11 protein-coding genes and 1 pseudogene are annotated in these 19,885 nt (G+C 63.7%); 10 read left to right on the forward strand and 2 right to left on the reverse strand.

What is annotated here, in order from left to right:
* The first annotated feature begins 9 nt into the window (after positions 1–9).
* From gnd to ACVWYI_RS32365, 5 genes and pseudogenes are all read left to right on the forward strand, one after another.
* On the forward strand, positions 10–990 hold the full coding sequence (gene gnd / locus ACVWYI_RS32345) for a phosphogluconate dehydrogenase (NAD(+)-dependent, decarboxylating) (RefSeq protein WP_456664193.1): 981 nt from the start codon (positions 10–12) through the stop codon (positions 988–990).
* A 45-nt stretch (positions 991–1,035) separates the two neighbouring features.
* Positions 1,036–2,547: a glucose-6-phosphate dehydrogenase gene (gene zwf / locus ACVWYI_RS32350; RefSeq protein WP_354105773.1), complete on the forward strand. Its 1,512-nt coding sequence runs from the start codon at positions 1,036–1,038 to the stop codon at positions 2,545–2,547.
* On the forward strand, positions 2,547–3,296 hold the full coding sequence (gene pgl, locus ACVWYI_RS32355) for a 6-phosphogluconolactonase (protein WP_456649777.1): 750 nt from the start codon (positions 2,547–2,549) through the stop codon (positions 3,294–3,296). The genes zwf and pgl overlap by 1 nt, the downstream gene beginning before the upstream one ends.
* Positions 3,283–3,814, forward strand: a pseudogene (locus ACVWYI_RS32360) (gluconokinase). The gene pgl and the pseudogene ACVWYI_RS32360 overlap by 14 nt, the downstream one beginning before the upstream one ends.
* A gap of 25 nt (positions 3,815–3,839) precedes the next feature.
* Entirely contained in the window at positions 3,840–4,652 is an 813-nt protein-coding gene (locus ACVWYI_RS32365) for an HAD family hydrolase (RefSeq protein WP_456648735.1), read from the forward strand.
* Position 4,653: 1 nt separating this feature from the next.
* On the opposite strand, the gene ACVWYI_RS32370 is transcribed toward ACVWYI_RS32365, so the two are convergent.
* Together ACVWYI_RS32370 and malQ are read right to left on the reverse strand one after the other, a co-directional pair.
* Entirely contained in the window at positions 4,654–6,459 is a 1,806-nt protein-coding gene (locus ACVWYI_RS32370) for a glycoside hydrolase family 15 protein (protein WP_456664194.1), read from the reverse strand.
* A 44-nt stretch (positions 6,460–6,503) separates the two neighbouring features.
* Positions 6,504–8,465 carry a 4-alpha-glucanotransferase gene (gene malQ / locus ACVWYI_RS32375; RefSeq protein ID WP_456664195.1) on the reverse strand — a complete coding sequence of 654 codons (1,962 nt, stop codon included), beginning with the start codon at positions 8,463–8,465 and terminating at the stop codon, positions 6,504–6,506.
* A gap of 204 nt (positions 8,466–8,669) precedes the next feature.
* On the opposite strand from malQ, the gene ACVWYI_RS32380 reads away from it, so the two are divergent.
* From ACVWYI_RS32380 to treZ, 5 genes are read left to right on the forward strand one after another with little or no spacing between them, the layout of a single operon-like run.
* The gene (locus ACVWYI_RS32380) at positions 8,670–10,616 is read left to right on the forward strand and encodes a maltotransferase domain-containing protein (protein ID WP_456664196.1); all 1,947 of its coding nucleotides are present in this window, start codon (positions 8,670–8,672) and stop codon (positions 10,614–10,616) included.
* An 11-nt stretch (positions 10,617–10,627) separates the two neighbouring features.
* Positions 10,628–13,921, forward strand: a complete 3,294-nt coding sequence (gene treS, locus ACVWYI_RS32385; protein ID WP_456664197.1) for a maltose alpha-D-glucosyltransferase — start codon at positions 10,628–10,630, stop codon at positions 13,919–13,921.
* Positions 13,914–16,052, forward strand: a complete 2,139-nt coding sequence (glgB, locus tag ACVWYI_RS32390) for a 1,4-alpha-glucan branching protein GlgB (RefSeq protein ID WP_456664198.1) — start codon at positions 13,914–13,916, stop codon at positions 16,050–16,052. Before treS ends, glgB begins: the two co-directional genes overlap by 8 nt.
* Positions 16,053–16,055: 3 nt before the next feature.
* The gene (glgX, locus tag ACVWYI_RS32395; protein ID WP_354051945.1) at positions 16,056–18,134 is read left to right on the forward strand and encodes a glycogen debranching protein GlgX; all 2,079 of its coding nucleotides are present in this window, start codon (positions 16,056–16,058) and stop codon (positions 18,132–18,134) included.
* Positions 18,131–19,885, forward strand: a complete 1,755-nt coding sequence (gene treZ, locus ACVWYI_RS32400) for a malto-oligosyltrehalose trehalohydrolase (protein ID WP_456664199.1) — start codon at positions 18,131–18,133, stop codon at positions 19,883–19,885. The genes glgX and treZ overlap by 4 nt, the downstream gene beginning before the upstream one ends.

A 19,885-nucleotide genomic window follows, 5' to 3' on the forward strand; every position in this document is an offset into this window, starting at 1 on the left:
ATCTCTCAGATGCAACTCGGCATGATCGGTCTCGGCCGAATGGGCGGCAACATCGTTCGCCGGCTGATGCGCCACGGCCACTCGACCGTGGTCTACGACAAGGACGCCAAGGCCGTCGCTGGCCTCGCCGCAGACGGCGCGGTTGGCTCCGCGACGCTGGAGGAGTTCATCTCGAAACTCGAGCGGCCGCGTACGGCCTGGGTGATGCTGCCGGCCGGCCACATCACCGAGACCACGATCGGCACGATCGCGGGCGTGATGCAGGAAGGCGACGTCATCATCGACGGCGGCAACACCTTCTGGCAGGACGACGTCCGCCGCGGCAAGGCGCTGAAGACGCGCGGCATCCACTATGTCGACGTCGGCACCTCCGGCGGCGTCTGGGGCCTCGACCGCGGCTATTGCATGATGATCGGCGGCGAGAAACAGGTGGTCGACCGGCTCGATCCGATCTTCGCCGCGCTCGCGCCCGGCGCCGGCGACATTCCGCGCACGGAGGGACGCGAGGGGCGCGATTCCCGCATCGAGCAGGGCTACATCCATGCTGGCCCTGTCGGCGCCGGGCATTTCGTCAAGATGATCCACAACGGCATCGAATACGGCTTGATGCAGGCCTATGCCGAAGGTTTTGACATCCTCAAGAACGCCAGCATCGAGGCGTTGCCGGCGGATCATCGTTACGATTTCGATCTCGCCGATATCGCCGAAGTGTGGCGGCGCGGCTCCGTGATACCGTCCTGGCTGCTCGACCTCACCTCGACGGCACTCGCCGACAGCCCGGCGCTGACGGAATATTCCGGCTTCGTCGAAGATTCCGGCGAAGGACGCTGGACCGTGAACGCAGCGATCGACGAGGCCGTGCCGGCCGAAGTTTTGACGGCCGCGCTCTACACACGTTTCCGTTCGCGGCAGCAACACACTTTCGCCGAGAAAATTCTCTCCGCGATGCGCGCGGGCTTTGGCGGCCACAAGGAGCCGAAGTCCAAATAAGAAGTCCGAGTAAGAGGAAGTCCACAAAGCGAAGGCCAGTAATTCGTGACAAAAGACCAGCAGCCAAAGCGCAAGCCGGAAAATTGCGCCTTTGTCATTTTTGGTGTCACCGGTGATCTCACTCACCGCCTCGTGATGCCGTCACTTTACAATCTTGCTGCCGAACATATGTTGCCGGAGAAGTTCTGCGTCGTCGGGGTGGGCCGCAACGCCATGTCGGACGACGAGCTCCGCGACAGCCTGATGAAAGGCCTGCGTGAGTTTGCGACCCGCTCCGTGGACGACGTCGTCGCCAAGAAACTCCTGGAGCGCGTCAGCTTCGTCGAAGCGGATCCAAAAGACCCGCCATCCTTCGATCGCTTGCGCGAACATCTCGATGCGCTCGAATGCGCGCAAGACACCGGCGGCAACCGCTTGTTCTACCTGGCGACCCCGCCCGCCGCGTTCGCGCCGACCGCGCGCGAGCTCGGCCGCACCGGCATGATGAAGGAGAACGGCACCTGGCGGCGACTGGTGATCGAAAAGCCGTTCGGCACCGACCTCGCCTCCGCGCGCGCGCTGAACGCCGAGTTGCTGAAGATCATGCAGGAGCACCAGATCTACCGGATCGATCACTATCTCGGCAAGGAGACGGTGCAGAACATCCTGGTACTGCGCTTTGCCAACGGCATGTTCGAACCGATCTGGAATCGCAACCATATCGACCACATCCAGATCACGGTGGAGGAGAAGCTCGGCGTCGGCCATCGCGGCGGCTTTTATGACGCCACCGGTGCGCTCCGCGACATGGTGCCGAACCACCTGTTTCAGCTGATGTCGCTGGTGGCGATGGAGCCGCCGGCCCGTTTCGACGCGCATTCCGTGCGCTCGGAAAAGGCCGAGGTTTTGACCTCGATCCAGCAGCCGAGCGAGGAGGAAGCGCTGAAGAGCTCGGTGCGCGCGCAATATCTCTCGGGGCGCATCGGCGACGATGAGATCCCGGACTATCGCAAGACCGAGGACGTCAAGCGCGGCAGCACCACCGAGACTTTTGTCGCGCTGAAGCTGATGATCGACAATTGGCGCTGGGCCGGCGTGCCGTTCTACTTGCGCACCGGCAAGGCGCTGGGCCACAAGCGCACCGAGGTCGCGATCAAGTTCAAGCAGGCGCCGCTGTCCATGTTCTCAGGCACGGCGGTCGACCGGCTCTCGCAAAACTTCCTCACCATCGGCATCGCGCCGACCGAAACCATCGAGCTCCAGTTCAACGCCAAGATCCCGGGCCCTAGCATCACCATCGACGGCGTCGAGATGAAGTTTCGCTATGGCGACTATTTCCGGGCCGATCCCAGTACCGGCTACGAGACGTTGATCTACGACTGCATGATCGGCGACAACATCCTGTTCCAGCGCGCCGACGGAATCGAGGCCGGGTGGCAAGCGGTGCAGCCGTTCCTGGACGCCTGGAAGAACGCGGGCACGAACGGCATCGAGACCTATCAAGCCGGCAGCGACGGCCCCGCCTGCGCTGATGAGTTGCTCCGTCGCGACGGCCGAAGCTGGCGGAAGTTTTCGTGATGGCAGCGGCCGGACAGCCGAAGCTGATCGTCGAGGCAGACGCCGAGGCGCTGGCGCAGGCCGCCGCCGAGCGGGTGATGGCGCGGATCGAGGCCAATCTCGGGCGGATCGCGATCTGCCTCACCGGCGGCTCCAGCCCAACGAAGCTCTATCAGCTGCTTGGCAGCGATGCCTGGCGCGGCAAGATCCCATGGGAGCGCGTGCACTGGTTCATCGGTGACGAGCGCTTCGTGCCCGAAAGCGATCCCCTCAACAACATGGCGATCGCGCGCGCGACCTTTCTCGATCGGAATGCACCCCCCGGCCATATTCACCCGATCCCGACGGCGGCTGACAACCCTGATCAGAGCGCCGCGGCTTATGCGCGCGAGCTGCAGTCTTTCTACGGCGCGGAAAGCCTCGATCCGGCACGGCCGCTGTTCGACATGGTTTTGATGGGTGCGGGCCCGGACGGCCATACGGCTTCGCTCTTTCCGGGCTACCCCGCGATCGAGGAGACCATGCGCTGGGTCGTCGGGGTCCCCAAGGCCAATGTCGCGCCTTTCGTGCCGCGGGTATCCCTCACCCTGCCCGCGCTGGCATCCTGCCGCGAAATGCTGTTCGAGATTGCGGGGCACGACAAGCAGCCGATCTTGACGCGCCTCCTCAATGGCGAGACTCTGCCGGCTGTACGCGCGCGCTCGAATGGTGAGACCGTCTGGCTGGTCGACCAGGCCGCGCTACCGGAGGGAATTCGTGGCGGGCGTTGAAGCACCTTGTGCATTGATCGTGATGGGCGTGTCGGGCTCGGGCAAGAGCACGGTTGCAAAAGCGCTCGGCGAGCGCCTCGGCTGGCGCTTCGAGGACGGCGACAGCTTTCACCCCGCCAGCAATGTCGAGAAGATGCGTGCTGGCCATCCTCTCACCGACGAGGACCGCTGGCCCTGGCTCAACGCCATCGCCGACGAGATTGCGCGGGTCTGCGACAAAGGCGAGCAAATCATCATCGCCTAGCTCGGCGCTGAAGCACACCTATCGTAACGTGCTCCTGCGTGGACGCGACGACGTGCGCTTCGTCTTCCTCAGGGGCACGAAGGAGCTGATCGCCGCTCGTCTCGCGCAACGCAAGGGGCACTTCATGCCGCCCGGGCTGCTGACGAGCCAGTTCAGCACGCTGGAACCGCCGGAGGCGGGCGAGCACGTCATCACCGTCTCGATCGACGAATCCGTCGAAGCGATCGTGGACGGGGTTGTACGGCAGCTGAAACCGGGCGTCGCGAAGCGCTGAGGCCAAAAACCCCCAAGGTCCTGCCATGACGAAAATCTCACTCGTGGTCTCCGACGTCGACGGTACGCTGCTGACCAAGGACAAGACGCTGACGGAGCGCGCGAGGTCCGCGGTGCAGCGGCTGCACCAGGCCGGCATCGGTTTCACGATAACGTCGAGCCGCCCCGCGATCGGCATGCGCTTCCTGATCGACCCGCTGGCGCTCTGGCTGCCGGTCGGCCCGTTCAACGGCTCATCGATCGTCGATCCCGAGATGAACCCGGTCGAGCAGCATCTCATCCCGGCCGGCGCGGCCGAGCGAAGCTTAAAAATCCTCCGCGACTTCGGCGCCGACATCTGGCTGTTCACCACCGACAAATGGCTGATCGACAACCCCAGCGGTAAATACGTCGCGCATGAACAGCACACCATCCGCTCTGACCCGACCATCGTGACGGACTTCTCGCCCTACCTTGCGAGCGCCTGCAAGATCGTCGGAGCCAGCGCCGATGCAGCCGGCCTAGAAGCTTGCGAGAAGGCGATGCAGAAGGCGCTCGGCAGCGAGGCGACCGCAGTGCGTTCGCAAACATATTATCTCGACATCACTCCGCCCGGCTTCGACAAAGGTACATTCGTGCAAGCCATGGCCAAGCGCCTCGGCATTTCAACGGACGCCGTCGCCACCATCGGCGACATGCAGAACGACCTCGCGATGTTTCGCGTCAGCGGCGTCTCGATCGCCATGGGCAACGCGACCGACAGCGTCAAGGACCATGCCAGCCACGTCACCGCGACCAACGAGCAGGACGGTTTTGCGGAGGCGATGGAGATGATCCTGAAGCGGAACGGGGTCGCTTAAGTCACTGCTTCGACCGCTGCACCGCCGGCTTCTCGCTCCCTTGCCTCGCCGCGGACAGATTGTGCGCGGTGTTGATCAGCGCGATATGGGTCAGTGCCTGCGGGAAGTTGCCGGTCTGGCGCCTGGCGCCTGAATCATATTCCTCGGCCAATAGCCCGACGTCGTTCGCGATACCGACCACGCGGTCGAACAAGATCTGCGCCTTGTCGAGATCGCCCGCCAGCACATGGGCGTCGGCGAGCCACAGGCTACAGGCGAGGAACGCGCCTTCGAGCGGCGGCTGTCCCGCAGGCACTTCGCGCGGGTCGTGCCGCAGCACGAAACCGTCGCGCATCATGTGGTTCTCGATAGCCCCCATGGTGCCACGGATGCGCGGGTCCGATGGCGGCAGGAAGCCGACGGCCGGCAACAGAAGCACGCTGGCATCAAGCAGTTTCGAACCGTAGGATTCGACGAAGGCGTTTTCCTCTGCGTCAAATCCCTTGTTGCAGACGTCGCGATGGATCGCATCGCGCAACGCGCGCCAATGCAGAAGCGGCGCCTTGAAGCCAAAAGTCTCGGCACTCTTGATGCCGCGATCGAAGGCGACCCAGGTCATCACCTTCGAGAAGACGTAGTGCCTGGGCTCGCCGCGCCGCTCCCAGATGCCGTGGTCGGGCTCGTCCCAGACCTCGGCGAGATGATTGAGCACGTTGCATTCCAGCGCCCAGGTCGTTTCGTCGTCGAGCTTGAGCTTGGCCATGCGTGACTGATGAAAGGCGTCGATCAGCTCGCCATAGACGTCGAGCTGAAGCTGCGCATGCGCGGCATTGCCGACCCGCACCGGCCGTCCGCCCTCATAGCCGTCCAGCCAGCCCGCCTCCCATTCCAGCAGCCGCCGCTGGCCCCAGATGCCGTACATGATCTGCATGTTCGCCGGCGAGCCTGCCGCCGCGCGCAACAGCCAATTGTGCCAGGCCAACGCTTCCTCGGTATAGCCGGAATTCATCAGCGCCAGCAGCGTGAAGGTGGCATCGCGCAGCCAACAGAAACGGTAATCCCAATTCCTGCTGCCGCCGAGCTTCTCCGGCAACGAGGTGGTGGGCGCGGCGACGATGCCGCCGGTCGGGCCAAAGGTCAGCGCCTTCAGCGTGATCAGCGAGCGCATAATGAGATCGTGATAGTCGCCGTCGCGGATGCATTTGCTGCACCAGTCCTGCCAGAATTTTTCGGTCTCCTGGAGCGCGACCTCCGGATCGATCGGCGCGGGCGGTTCGAGATGCGAGGGACCGTAGGTCAGCACGAACGGCACGGTCTCGCCGGCTTTTACCTCGAAGTCGGACACGGTTGTCATATCCTCGCCGCGGGTCTTTGCCGGCGTACGGAGCACCGTCATGTCCTGGCCGGCGACCGCAAGCAGCGAATGGTCAATCCGCCGCACCCAGGGAATGTCGACACCGAAGCCGAAGCGGATCACGAGCTCCATCCGCATCTTCACCGTGCCGCTGACGCCGCGGACCAGCCGCACGATGTCGGAGGCCTTGCCGCGCAGCGGCATGAAGTCGATCAGCGCAACGGTGCCGCTCTTCGTCTCGAAGCGCGTCTCGAGGATGAGGGTGTCGCCGAGATAGCGGCGCGACGTCGCGGTGACGTCCTCGTCCGGTGCGATCAACCAGCGGCCGTTCTTGTGCGTGCCGAGGATCGCAGCGAAGCAGGCGTCGGAATCGAAGGCCGGCCAGCACAGCCAGTCGATCGAACCGTTGCGCCCGACCAGCGCCGCGGTCTCGCAGTCGCCGATCAGCGCATAGTCCTCGATCCTCTGAGACAATGTCGTGCGAGCCTCGAAAACGGCGTTTCGGAAATCCTCAGCAATCAACGCCCGCCGGGCAACGAGCGTTCCCGTGTCGCGGCCTTCAAAGCTGCGAGATCGACCTTCGAGGCGATCTTGTCGAGCGCAACCGGCAGGCGCTGGCGCCAGTTCGGATGCTCGTCGATCGTGCCGGGAATGTTGGGCTGATCGATCACGCCGAGCAGGTCCTCCAGCGACACTGCGAGCAGCCGCGACGGCGTGCGCGACAGGAAGGCGAGCACCGAATAAAGGTCGTTGGCGTTGATGCCGTTCTGGCGCAGGATGTCGTCGAGCTTGCCGAGCGCATCCCAGCGCGCCTTCTCGTCCTCGCCGGGGTCGAGCCCGAGCGAGAGCTTCATCCTGAGATCGCTGAAGGAGCGCCAGCCGGCATAGGTGCACAGATCATGCGTGTTCAGCGTGACCAGCGCGTTGGGCCGGTAGTGATCGGTGTTGCGGAAATGGCCGGCATCGTCGCGCTCGAACATCATGACGAGATAGGACCAGATGCCGAAATCCTGCATGGTCTCGCGGAATCCTTCCGGCACGGTGCCGAGGTCCTCGCCGATCACGATGCATTTGTTCGCCGCGCTTTCACGCACCACGGCGCCAAGCAGCGCCTCGAACGGCATCTGCACATAGGCGCCATTATCCGGCTTGAAACCGCGCGGCACCAGATAAAGCCGCTTCAGCCCCAGCACGTGATCGAGGCGGATGGCCCCGGCATGCCGCATCGAAGCGGCCAGCATGTCGGCGAACGGCACGAAGGACTGAGCCTCCAGGCCACCGGCATTGAAGCCGGCAAGGCCCCAGTCCTGGCCGACGGTGTTGAGCACGTCAGGCGGCGCACCGACCGCGAGATGGCGCGAGATCGCCATCTGCTCGTTCCAGGCATCGAAGCCGTTGGACTGCACGCCGACGGCGACGTCGAGATAGAGGCCCACGCGCATGCCAAGTTGGCCGGCCAGTTCCTTGGCGGCATGCAACTGGCTATCGGCGGTCCATTGCACGAATTCAACGAACTCGACGTCGTGCTTGTCCGGCCCGTTGCGCAGTCGGGCGCATTTCGCCTCGTCCGGCTGCTGCCATTCCACCGGCCATTCCCACCACGGCGCCGTGAAGCGATGGCGTAGCACCTCGAAGCAGGCAAAGCGGGACAACAGCGGCGCGCGCGCCGCGCGGAAGGCGTCGAACTGGTTGCGGCGGACACCGCTGGCGCTTTTCACGAAGCTGTCGAAGGCGGCGCGCAAGGCCAACCACTTCAAGGCCGCCATGTCCGCATAGGGCACACGATCGCCTTCACGGAGCCGCGCGGCGGTTGCGGCCGCGTCGGGGACGAGATCGCCGGAAAATTCCGGGATTGCCTCGACATCGATATAGAGCGGATTGAGAAACAGCCGGCTGTTCGGCGAATAGGGGCTGCAATCGGCCGGATGGTCGTCGAACAACACATGCAGAGGATTAAGCCCGACGCCGTCGGCCCCCAACTGCTTGGCGAGCCGGACGAGATCGGCAAGATCAGTGAAATCACCGATGCCCCAATTTCGGTCGGAGCGGACGCTGTAGAGCTGCACAGCAAGCAGCCAGCCGCGGTCGAAATCGCCGCCAAAGGCCCGCTCGGGCGCCACGATCATCGGCGCCTCTTCGCTCACGCCTTCGGCATCGGTCAGCGTCAGACGGTGATAGCCGAGCGGCAGACCGGCGGGCCATGCAATCACGGGCTCGCGCGCCTCACCTTGCGCGATCAAATTGCCATTGCCGGTCATCGTCCATTTGAGCGGCGGTGCACCGATTGTCACCAATTCGGTGCGCGGATGGCCCAAGGCGCGCACCACCACGGGTCCGCTAACGAAGCGATAGACCCGCTTCTCCGGCAGGGCGTCGAGGATGGATTTGAGGGCCACGGGATCGGTGATCCGCAGCTTTCCGAGGGCATCGACGAATTCGGACTGAACGCCCTTGATCTGGGCTTGAGCTAAAAGATCCATTCGGCACGCAGTTGGCAGGCCAGATTTTGGCCGGGGGTATTGATTTTAACGAGGCGGTGGAAGACGTTAGTCAGGCTTAACTCACAAACCGCGCTTGCCGTTCCCGAGGGAACTAATGACACCCAACCGGCTTTCTATATAGGTATCAAGCGTAGGTTCCCGACAAGGGAAACGGGCTCCTGCTTTCTTGTCAATGGCATCACCGTGAACAAGACAATTCAAACTGTCGAGAGTGCCGCAGCCGGCAGCGCTTTCCTCATCGAAGACGTCTATCCCTTGATCGATGGCGGCCGCTTCCCCGTGAAGCGGATCGCGCGCGAACCGGTCGAGGTCTGGGCCGACATCTACCGCGACGGCGACGGCGTGATCGGCGCAGCGCTGATCTGGCGGCAAGAGCAGGACCGCGAATGGCGGAGCGAGCCGATGATCCCTCACGGCAATGACCGCTGGTCCGGCGCGTTCACACCGGTTGAGCCCGGCAAATATGTCTATGCGATCGAAGCCTGGACCGACGAGTTCGCGACGTGGTCGCACGGGGTCGCGCGCAAGCAGCGCTCTGGTGCCGATGTCAGCCTCGATGCGATCGAGGGCGCCGGCCTTCTGACCAAGGCGCATGGCGCGCGGCAGGACGCCGCGGCTGTCATCGTCAGGCAATGCGAGGACTATCTTCAGACCGGCGACGTTGCCCCGCTGCTGGCAACTGAACTCGGCGAAGCCATGGCCGAGAGCCAATCGCGGCCCGACCTCACCCGCTCGGCGCCCTTCCCGCTCATCATCGACCGCGACAAGGCGCGCTTTGGCGCCTGGTATCAGATGATGCCGCGCAGCCAGAGCCAAATTCCAGGCCGGCACGGCACGCTCCGCGACTGCATCGCGCGGGTGCCCGAGATCGCGGCGATGGGCTTCGACGTACTCTACTTCACGCCGATCCACCCCATTGGCCGCACCCGCCGCAAGGGCCGCAACAACGCGCCGGTAGCGACCGAAGGCGATCCCGGCTCGCCTTATGCGATCGGCACCATCGAGGGGGGGCACGATGCGCTGCATCCGGAGCTCGGCACGATCGAGGATTTCCGCGCGCTGGTCGCGACCTGCCTGGAATACGGCCTCGAGCTCGCGCTCGACTTTGCCGTGCAATGCTCGCCGGACCATCCCTGGCTGACGCAGCATCCGGAATGGTTCAAATGGCGGCCGGACCGCTCGGCGCGGACGGCTGAGGGGTCCTATTCCGATATCGTCATCCCCGATTTCACGTCCGTCGATCAGGCCGGACTGTGGAACGCGTTTCGCGACGCCATGCTGTTCTGGATCGACCACGGTGTCACCATCTTTGCCATCGATAATCACGACACCGCGCCGCTTGCTTTCTGGGAGTGGCTGATCCGCGATATCCGCCGCCGGCACCCCGAGGTGATCCTGTTCTCCAAGACGTTCGCGCGACCGAAGCTGATGAAGGGCCTCGCCAAGCTCGGCTTTGCGCAGTCCTTCAGCTATTTCCCGTGGCGCACGGCGAAGTGGGAGCTGGAGCAATATCTCGGCGAGCTGACGCGCTATCCCGAACGTGACTTCTATCGGCCGAACCTGTTCGTGAGCACGCCCGACCTGCTGCCATATCATCTCCAGGGCGGCGAGACCTGGGCGTTCAAATCGCGCGTCGCGCTGGCCGCGACACTGTCCGGCAGTTACGGCGTCTACAGCGGGTTCGAATTGCTGGAGCACGACGCGATCCCCGGCCGCGAGGAATATCTCGACTCCGAGAAATACCAGATCAGACAGCGCGACTGGGACAAGCCCGGCAACATTAAGCCGTACATCACGGAGCTAAATCGTATCCGCAACGAAAACGTAGCCCTTCAGCAGACGGCGAACCTGCGCCTCCTCGGCATTGAGGACGGCGACACGATTGCTTTTGCCAAGGAGGCCGCCGATCCCGCCAATACCGTCATTGCCGCGATCGCGCTCTCGCGCAATGCACGCGAGTTCTGGTTGCCGCTCGGCGACCTCGCCATCGATGTCGGCGGCGAGCGCCGCCATGTCACCGGACTCGAAAATCTCCTCACCGGCGAACAGTCCCGCATCGAATGGGGCGGGATCAAATTGCGTATCGATCCCGACCGCGATCCGGCGCTGCTGTTCCGCTGCCTGGCGTAAAGGCGCACGCCATGAACGTATTGTCTTCCGTCGACACCAAGAAAGCCGAGGCTGCCAGGATCGTGGATGAACTCTGGTACAAGGACGCCGTTATCTACCAGCTTCACGTCAAGGCGTTTGCCGACAGCAACAATGACGGCATCGGCGACTTCGCCGGGCTGACCGAGAAGCTGCCCTATCTCCAGGAGCTCGGCGTCACCGCGCTCTGGCTGCTGCCGTTCTATCCCTCGCCCGGCCGCGACGACGGCTACGACATTGGCGACTACGGCTCGATCAATCCCGATTTCGGGACGATGAAAGATTTCAAGCGCTTCATCCAGGAGGCGCAGAAGCGCGGCTTGCGCGTCATCACCGAACTCGTCGTCAACCACACCTCGGACCAGCACAATTGGTTCAAGCGTGCGCGCCGCAGCCCGGCAGGCTCGAGCGCCCGCAATTGGTATGTCTGGAGCGACACCGATCAGAAATACCAAGGTACGCGGATCATTTTCACCGATACCGAGAAGTCCAACTGGACCTGGGATCCCGAAGCCGGCGCGTTCTACTGGCACCGCTTCTTCTCGCACCAGCCGGATCTCAATTTCGACAATCCGCGCGTCGTCAGCGCGCTCATCCAGGTGATGAAGCGCTGGCTCGATGCCGGCGTCGACGGCTTCCGGCTCGATGCCATCCCCTATCTCTGCGAGCGCGAGGGCACCTCGAACGAGAACCTTCCCGAGACGCATTCAATCATCAAGCGCCTGCGCAAGGAATTGGACGCCTATTCCAAGGGCAAGTTGCTGCTGGCCGAGGCCAATCAATGGCCGGAGGACGTGCAGGAATATTTCGGACGTGGCGACGAATGCCACATGGCCTACCACTTCCCGCTGATGCCGCGCATCTACATGGCGATCGCGCAAGAAGACCGCTTTCCGATCACAGACATACTGCGACAGACGCCGGACATTCCTTCAAGCTGCCAGTGGGCGCTGTTCCTGCGAAACCATGACGAGCTGACGCTGGAAATGGTCACCGACGTCGAACGCGATTATCTGTGGTCGACCTACGCCAATGATCCGCGCGCCCGCATCAATGTCGGCATCCGCCGGCGCCTTGCGCCGCTGATGGACAACGACCGGCGCAAGATCGAGCTGATGAACTCGCTGCTGTTGTCCTTCCCTGGTACGCCGATCATCTATTACGGCGACGAGATCGGGATGGGCGACAACATCTATCTCGGCGACCGCAACGGCGTGCGCACGCCGATGCAGTGGAGCCCGGACCGCAATGGCGGCTTCTCACGCGCTGATCCGGCCCGCCTTTACGCGCCGCCGATCATGGACCCCGTCTATGGCTACGAGTCCGTGAACGTGGAAGCGCAGTCGCGCAGCCTTTCGTCGCAGCTCAACGCCACCAAACGGCTGATCTCGGTGCGCAAGTCCACGCTCGCCTTCGGCCGCGGGACCATGACCTTCATCCGCCCGACCAACCGCGCTGTGCTGGCCTATGTCCGGCAGTACCGCGACGAGGTGATCCTCTGCGTCGCGAACCTCTCGCGCGCCGCGCAGGCAACCGAGCTCGATCTGTCGCCGTGGAAGGACCGCATCCCGCAGGAGATGCTCGGCCGCACGCGTTTTCCGGCGATCGGCGAACTGCCCTACATGGTCACGCTGGGGCCCTATGGCTTCTACTGGTTCCAGCTCACCGAGCGCGACAAGTCCGAGCCGGTGACGCCGCGCGCGGTGCCGGAATTCGAAACGCTGGTGGTACCTGTCAATTCGACCTGGGTCTCTCTGGCACGCGAACGCGGAATGTTCGAGCGCGATGTGCTGCCGGGGTTCCTGTCACGGACGCGGTGGTATCCAGAAAACAATCCCAAGCACATCAAGCCCACGCTGACCTCGGCGGTGCCGTTCTGCGACATCGGCGACAACAGGCCCTGGATCGCGTTCTTCGAAGCGACCCGCCACGATGTGACCACCCGCTACGTCGTACCGATGCAGATTGAGTGGGTGCGCTTCGATCGCGAACGCTTCAACCCGAAGGCGCTCGCCGCCGTGCGCCAGGGTGCCCGCGAAGGCACGCTGCTCGACGTTGCGACAGAGCAGATCTTCATCGGTCTGTTCCTGCGCAATCTGTCGCAGAACCTGGTGGTGGAAGAGAACAATCTGCGGCTGGAGTTCAAGGCGACCAGCAGGTTTGCCGATTACACCATCAAGGAGCCCGAACGCATCCGCACGGTCGAGCAGTCGAACAGCACCGCACTGGTCGACAACCAGTATGTCGCCAAGATCTATCGCCGGCTTGAAAGCGGCATCAATCCCGAGATCGAGATCGGCTCCTACCTCACCGAAATCGCCCGCTTTGCCAATACGCCGGCACTGCTCGGCAACGTCGAGCTGGTCGAAGGCGATAGTCGCAGCGCGGTCGGCGTGCTGCACGCCTATGTCGAGAACCAGGGCGATGGCTGGGCCGTCACCGCGGGCTATCTCGACCGCTATATCGACGAGCAAAGGGTGCTGCCACCGGGCGAGATGCTCCGCGAGACCCAGGAGCAAGCGCCATATCTGCACTTCATAGCGCAGATTGGCCGGCGGCTCGCCGAGCTGCATGTGGCTCTGGCGGCCGCAAAGCCCGACGATCTCGCGCCGGAGTCGATCGGCTCCGCACACGTCGAGCGCTGGACATCCGACCTGACGAGACGGGCCGAGCGCGTTCTCGAGCGGCTGGCCGACACTCGCGGCGGCCTGCGAGAGGCGGACCGGCCGCTGATCGATCAGCTCGTGGCGATGCGTGCGTCCCTGTCCGGCCGGCTGAATGCGCTATTGCCTTCCGAGATCGGCGGGTTGAACATCCGTCATCATGGCGACTTCCGCCTCGGGCAAACGCTGATCGTAAAGGACGATATCTTCATCATCGACTTCGACGGAGATCCGCGTTTGCCGCTGGCCGACAAGCGGCGCAAGCTGCCTGCCGCGCGCGACGTCGCCGGCCTGATCCGCTCGATTGATCTTTCGGTTAACGCGGCGCTCAACCGCGCGCTCACGGGCGCCTCCGACGAGCAGGGCCGGCTTACGGCCGCGCTCGGCGAATGGCGCGAGCGCGCCACTGCGACGTTCCTCAACGCCTACCGCGAGGCCACGACGGATCGGCGGCTGTGGCCAGTGGATCGGCAATCCGCGGCAGGCCTGTTAAGTTTTTTCCTGCTTGATCAAGCGTTCGACGAAGTAGAGTACGAGCTGTCCCACCGGCCTGAGGGGCTCCATGCGCCGCTGTCCGGACTGCTTCGCATTCTGTCCAGCACCGAGAGCGAAGCCCATGCCTAAACTCCCTGCCGAGGCCTATGCGATCATCGAGGGCCGCCACTCCGACCCCTTCCACTATCTCGGGCTGCATCCCGAGGGCGGCAAGAGTGTTGTGCGCGCGTTTCTCCCCGAAGCCTCCAATGTCGAGGCGGTCAGCGAGCATGGCGAGGTGGCCCGGCTCGACCGCGTCCACGATGCCGGCCTGTTCATCGGCAGCCTGCCGAATGGCTCGAAGCACTACCAGCTCCGCGTCAAATTCGGCGACAGCGTCGTCGAATTCGAGGACGCCTACCGCTTTCCGCCGATCCTGTCCGATTTCGATCTCTATCTGCTCGGCGAAGGCACCCACCAGCGCCTTTACGACAAGCTCGGCGCGCATCCGATGCGGCTCGAAGATATCGATGGCATCGGCTTCGTAGTGCTGGCGCCGAATGCACGGCGCGTCTCCGTGGTCGGCGATTTCAATTTCTGGGACGGGCGGCGCCATCCGATGCGGGTGCGCGGCGCAGGTTATTGGGAGTTATTCATCCCACACGCCAAGGCCGGCGACCACTACAAGTTCGAAATTATCGGACCCCATGGCCATCTACTCCCGCTGAAGTCCGATCCGATGGCGTTTGCAAGCGAGGTGCGGCCGAAGACGGCTTCCATCGTGTTCGACGAGGCGCATCTGCCGCGGCCGCGACCGGCACCCGACGGCATCAACGCATTGTCGGCGCCGATGTCGATCTACGAGGTCCATCTCGGCTCGTGGCGGCGCAAGAACGGAGATGAATGGCTGACCTATCGGGAGTTGGCCGAGCAGCTGCCGGCCTACGCCCGTGACATGGGCTTCACTCATCTCGAATTTCTCCCCGTCAGCGAGCATCCTTTCGACGGCTCATGGGGCTACCAGCCGACCGGCCTGTATGCGCCGACCAGCCGCTTCGGCACGCCGGAGGATTTTGCCGCATTGGTCGATGCCTGCCACCGCGAGGGCGTCGGCGTGCTGCTCGACTGGGTGCCTGGCCACTTCCCGGACGATCCGCACGGGCTCGGCAGTTTTGACGGCACAGCACTGTACGAGCACGCCAATCCGCTCCAGGGCCGTCACCTCGATTGGGGCACGCTGATCTACAATTACGGCCGCACCGAAGTGACGAACTTCCTGGTGTCGAACGCGCTGTTCTGGCTCGAGCGTTACGCTATCGATGGCTTGCGCGTCGATGCGGTCGCATCCATGCTCTACCTCGACTACAGCCGCCCGCCCGGCGCGTGGATTCCGAATCAGCATGGCGGCCGGGAGAACATCGAGGCGATCGCGTTCCTGCGCCGCTTCAACACCGAGCTGTTCGCGCGTTTCCCGCAGGCGACCACGGCCGCCGAAGAGTCCACCGCATGGCCGCAGGTCTCGCGCCCGGTCGAATTCGGCGGGCTCGGCTTCGGCTACAAGTGGAACATGGGTTGGATGCACGACACGCTGAACTACATCAGCAAGGATCCGATCCACCGCAAGCATCATCACGGCGACATTCTGTTCGGCCTGCACTATGCCTTCTCGGAAAACTTCGTCCTGCCGCTGTCGCATGACGAGGTCGTGCACGGCAAGCGCTCGATCCTGGGCCGCATGCCCGGCGACGAATGGCAGCGCTTTGCGAATCTGCGCGCCTATTACAGCTTCATGTTCGGCCATCCCGGCAAGAAGCTGCTGTTCATGGGTGCCGAGATCGCGCAAAGCCGCGAATGGAATCACGACCAATCGCTCGACTGGCACTTGCTCGAGCACAAGACTCATTCCGGCATCCAGGCGCTGATCCGCGACCTCAACCGGCTCTATCGCGCGGTGCCCGCTCTGCACCAGATGGACTGCGAGCCGGCCGGTTTCGAATGGCTTGTCACCGACGACGCCAACCGCAACGTGTTCGCTTGGCTGCGCAAGGGATTTGACGAGCACGCCCGGTGCATGGTGATCGTCAACTTCTCACCCAACGTCTATCGCAACTACCGCGTTCGCGCGCCCTTCGGCGGCAAGTGGAAGGAAGTGTTCAACTCGGACTCCGCCCACTACGGCGGCAGTAATGTCGGCAACATCGGCGAAGTCCATGCTGTCGATGGCGAGCTCCGCCTCACCATTCCGCCGCTCGCCGGGATCTTCCTCGTTCCGGAAAGCTGAACGATGCGCCTGACTGCTGGATCGCCCGCACGCCTCGGCGCAAGCTGGGACGGACGCGGCACCAATTTCGCGCTGTTCTCCGCCAACGCGCAGAAGGTCGAGCTGTGCCTGTTCGACACACAAGGCCGCCGCGAACTCGAGCGCATCGAACTGCCGGAGCGCACCGAGGACGTCTGGCACGGCTATCTCAACGACGTTTCGCCCGGCCAGCTCTACGGCTACCGCGTGCATGGCCCCTACGAGCCCGAGCAGGGGCATCGCTTCAACGCCAACAAGCTGCTGCTCGACCCCTATGCCAAGCGGCTTTCCGGGCGGCTGGTCTGGAGTGACGCGCATTTCGCCTACCGCACCGGAAGCCCGCGTGAAGATCTCTCCTTCGACCGGCGCGACAACGCGCGCGGCATGCCGAAGGGCGTCGTGGTCGACGAGACCTTCAACTGGGGCCGCCGCGAGATCCGGCCCAACATCCCCTGGGAAGATACCATCATCTACGAGGCTCACATCAAGGGCCTGACGCAGAAGCGCAACGACGTTCCGCCGAATTTGCGCGGCACCTATGGCGGGCTGTCGTCGCCGGCGATGATCGAGCATCTGAAGAAGCTCGGCGTCACCACGGTCGAGCTCCTGCCGATCCACGCGTTCATCGACGACCGCATCCTGGTGGAGAAGAAGCTAGCCAATTACTGGGGCTACAACACGCTGTCCTTTTTCGCGCCCGAGGCACGCTATGCCCAGGACAACGCGCTCGACTCATTTCGCACCACGATTGCACGCCTGCACGATGCCGGCATCGAGGTGATGCTCGACGTCGTCTACAACCACACTGCCGAGGGCAATCACCTCGGCCCGACGCTGTGCTATCGCGGCATCGACAACGCCTCCTATTACTGGCTGAACCGCGAAAACCCGCGCTATTACGACGATTTCACCGGCTGCGGCTCGTCGGTCAACCTCACCCACCCGCGCGTGCTGCAGATGGTGATGGATTCGCTGCGCTACTGGGTCGAGGTCTGCCACGTCGACGGCTTCCGTTTCGACCTCGCCACCACGCTGGCGCGCGGGCCGAACGGTTATGATCGCGGCAGCTCATTCCTCACCGCGATCCGGCAGGATCCGGTGCTGGCGAGCGTCAAGCTCGTCGCCGAACCCTGGGATCTCGGCCTCGGCGGCTACCAGGTCGGTGCATTTCCCTCGCAATGGTCGGAGTGGAACGACCGTTACCGCAGCGCCATGCGCCGCTACTGGAGCGGCGAAGGCAGCCTGATCGGCGACATCTCCAGCCGCATGACGGCGTCCTCCGACTTGTTCAACCACGACGGACGGCGGCCGCGCGCCAGCATCAACCACATCACCGTCCATGACGGTTTCACGCTTGCCGATCTCTTCAGCTACAATGAGAAGCACAACGAGGCCAATGGCGAGGACAACCGCGACGGCTCCAACGACAACCATAGCAACAATTGCGGTGTCGAGGGCCCGACCGACGATCCCCAAATCCTCAGCTTGCGCCGGCAGCTTCGCAAGAACGTGCTGGCCTGCCTGATGCTGGCGCAGGGCATTCCGCTGATCCTCGCCGGCGACGAGGTCGGCAATTCGCAATCGGGCAACAACAACGCCTATTGCCAGGACAACGAGGTCGGCTGGGTCGGCTGGGACAATCTCGGCAAGGACGGCGACGGCATGGTCGATTTCGTCGCCGAACTCGCCGATATCCGCCGCCGGTTCTCGCAGCTTCGTAGCCATCGCTGGCTCGACGGCCGCCCTAAAGACGGCATCTCCTACGGCGCGCTGTGGCTGACGCCGGCCGGCGACGAAATGACGGAAAGCGACTGGAAATTCCCGGAAGGGCGGTTTCTTTCCTATGTGATGGGGCCGATGGAACCGGGCAGCGCCGCGATCTTTATCGTACTGAACGCCGCCCCCGAAGAGATCGCATTCAAATTGCCAAAAATGACCGAATACAAGAGCTGGCAGCAGATCCTGAACACGACCGAGGCCAAGCTGAACACGATCGACTTCCAGCCCGGAAGCGCCAGCAAGGCGCCGCCGCGCTCCGTGCTCGCTTTCGCGGGGGCGCTATGAGGCCATCCTTCGGGGCGAGGCTGACCAAGGACAGCGTGTCGTTCCGGCTGTGGGCGCCCGCCGCGCGCCGTGTCGATCTCCTGCTCGACGGACGACACGCGATGCAGCGCCGGCAGGATGGCTGGTATGTCGCCGACATTGTCGGCCTGGCCGTTGGCAGCACCTACAAATTCAGGATCGACGACGAGATCGACGTGCCCGATCCGGCGTCTGCATTCCAGCCCGAAGACGTGTTCGGCCCGAGCGAAGTGATCGATCACGATGCCTTCGCCTGGCGCGCGCGCGATTGGCGCGGCCGCCCCTGGGAGCAGACTGCGCTGATCGAGACGCATGTCGGCACCTTCACTGCTGAAGGCACCTATCGTGCCATGATCGACAAGCTCGATCATCTCGTCGCAACCGGGATCACCGCGGTCGAGCTGATGCCGCTGGCCGATTTCGCCGGCTGCCGCGGCTGGGGTTATGACGGCGTGCTGTGGTACGCACCCGACAGCGCTTATGGCCGCCCCGATGATTTGAAGACGCTGATCGACGAAGCACATCTGCGCGGGCTGATGGTGTTCCTCGACGTCGTCTACAATCATTTCGGTCCCGAGGGGAATTACCTCGGCCGCTATGCGCCGGCCTTCTTCACCGATGCGCACACGCCATGGGGCAGTGCGATCGATTATCGCGTGCCGCAGGTTCGCGCTTTCGCCGTCGAGAACGCACTGTCATGGCTCACCGACTACCGCTTCGACGGCCTGAGGCTCGATGCCGCCAATCACATCATGGCCCCCCCCGGCGAGCAATCGATGCTGCAAGACCTCAGCATCGCCGCAGGCGAGCTTGCCAAGGCAACGGGACGGCACATCCATGTCGTGCTGGAGAACGGCGATAACCGCGTGAGCCTGCTCGACGCCGCGCAGGAGCCCCCGAACGGCAAATATCGCGGACAGTGGAACGACGACTACCACCACGTCTGGCACGTGATGCTGACTGGTGAGCTCGCCGGCTATTACGCGGACTATCAAACGCCGCGCCTCGATCTCGCACGCACGCTTGCATCCGGCTTCGTCTATCAGGGCGAAATCTCGGAATTCTGGGGCAAGAAGCCGCGCGGCGAAAAAAGCGGCGAGCTGCCGCCGGCGACCTTCGTCAACTTCCTGCAAAACCATGACCAGATCGGCAACAGGCCGCTGGGCGAACGACTCGAGAGCCTGGCATCGCCCAGGCAGATCGAAGCCGCACTCGCGGTGACCTTGCTCGCGCCGATGGTGCCGATGCTGTTTCAGGGCGAGGAGTGGGGCTGCACCGCGCCCTTCCCGTTCTTCTGCGATTTCCAGGGCAGCCTTGCCGATGCCGTGCGCGCGGGGCGCAAGCAGGAGTACGCCTGGGCTTACGAAAAATACGGCGACGAGGTGCCCGACCCGCTCGATCCGGCAACGCTGCAAGCGGCCGTGCTTGACTGGACCGGCCACACGCCGGAACAGAACACACGTCTCGCGCTGGTGCGGGAGCTGCTCGCGCTTCGCCACAAAGAGATCGCGCCACGACTAAAAGATGCGCGCTTCGGTGATGCCGCCGTAGCCGATAGCGGCCTGCTCACCGCACATTGGCGCATGGGAGATGGCGCGACGTTGCGTCTGGTCGCCAATCTGTCCGACAAAGACATCGCATACTCCGACGGCAGTGAGGGCACCCCGATCTGGGGCGGCGCGGCCGGCGACAAGCTTCCGCCTTGGTCGGTGGTCTGGCGTCTCGGAGGTTGA

Source organism: Bradyrhizobium sp. LB13.1, from assembly GCF_054056815.1.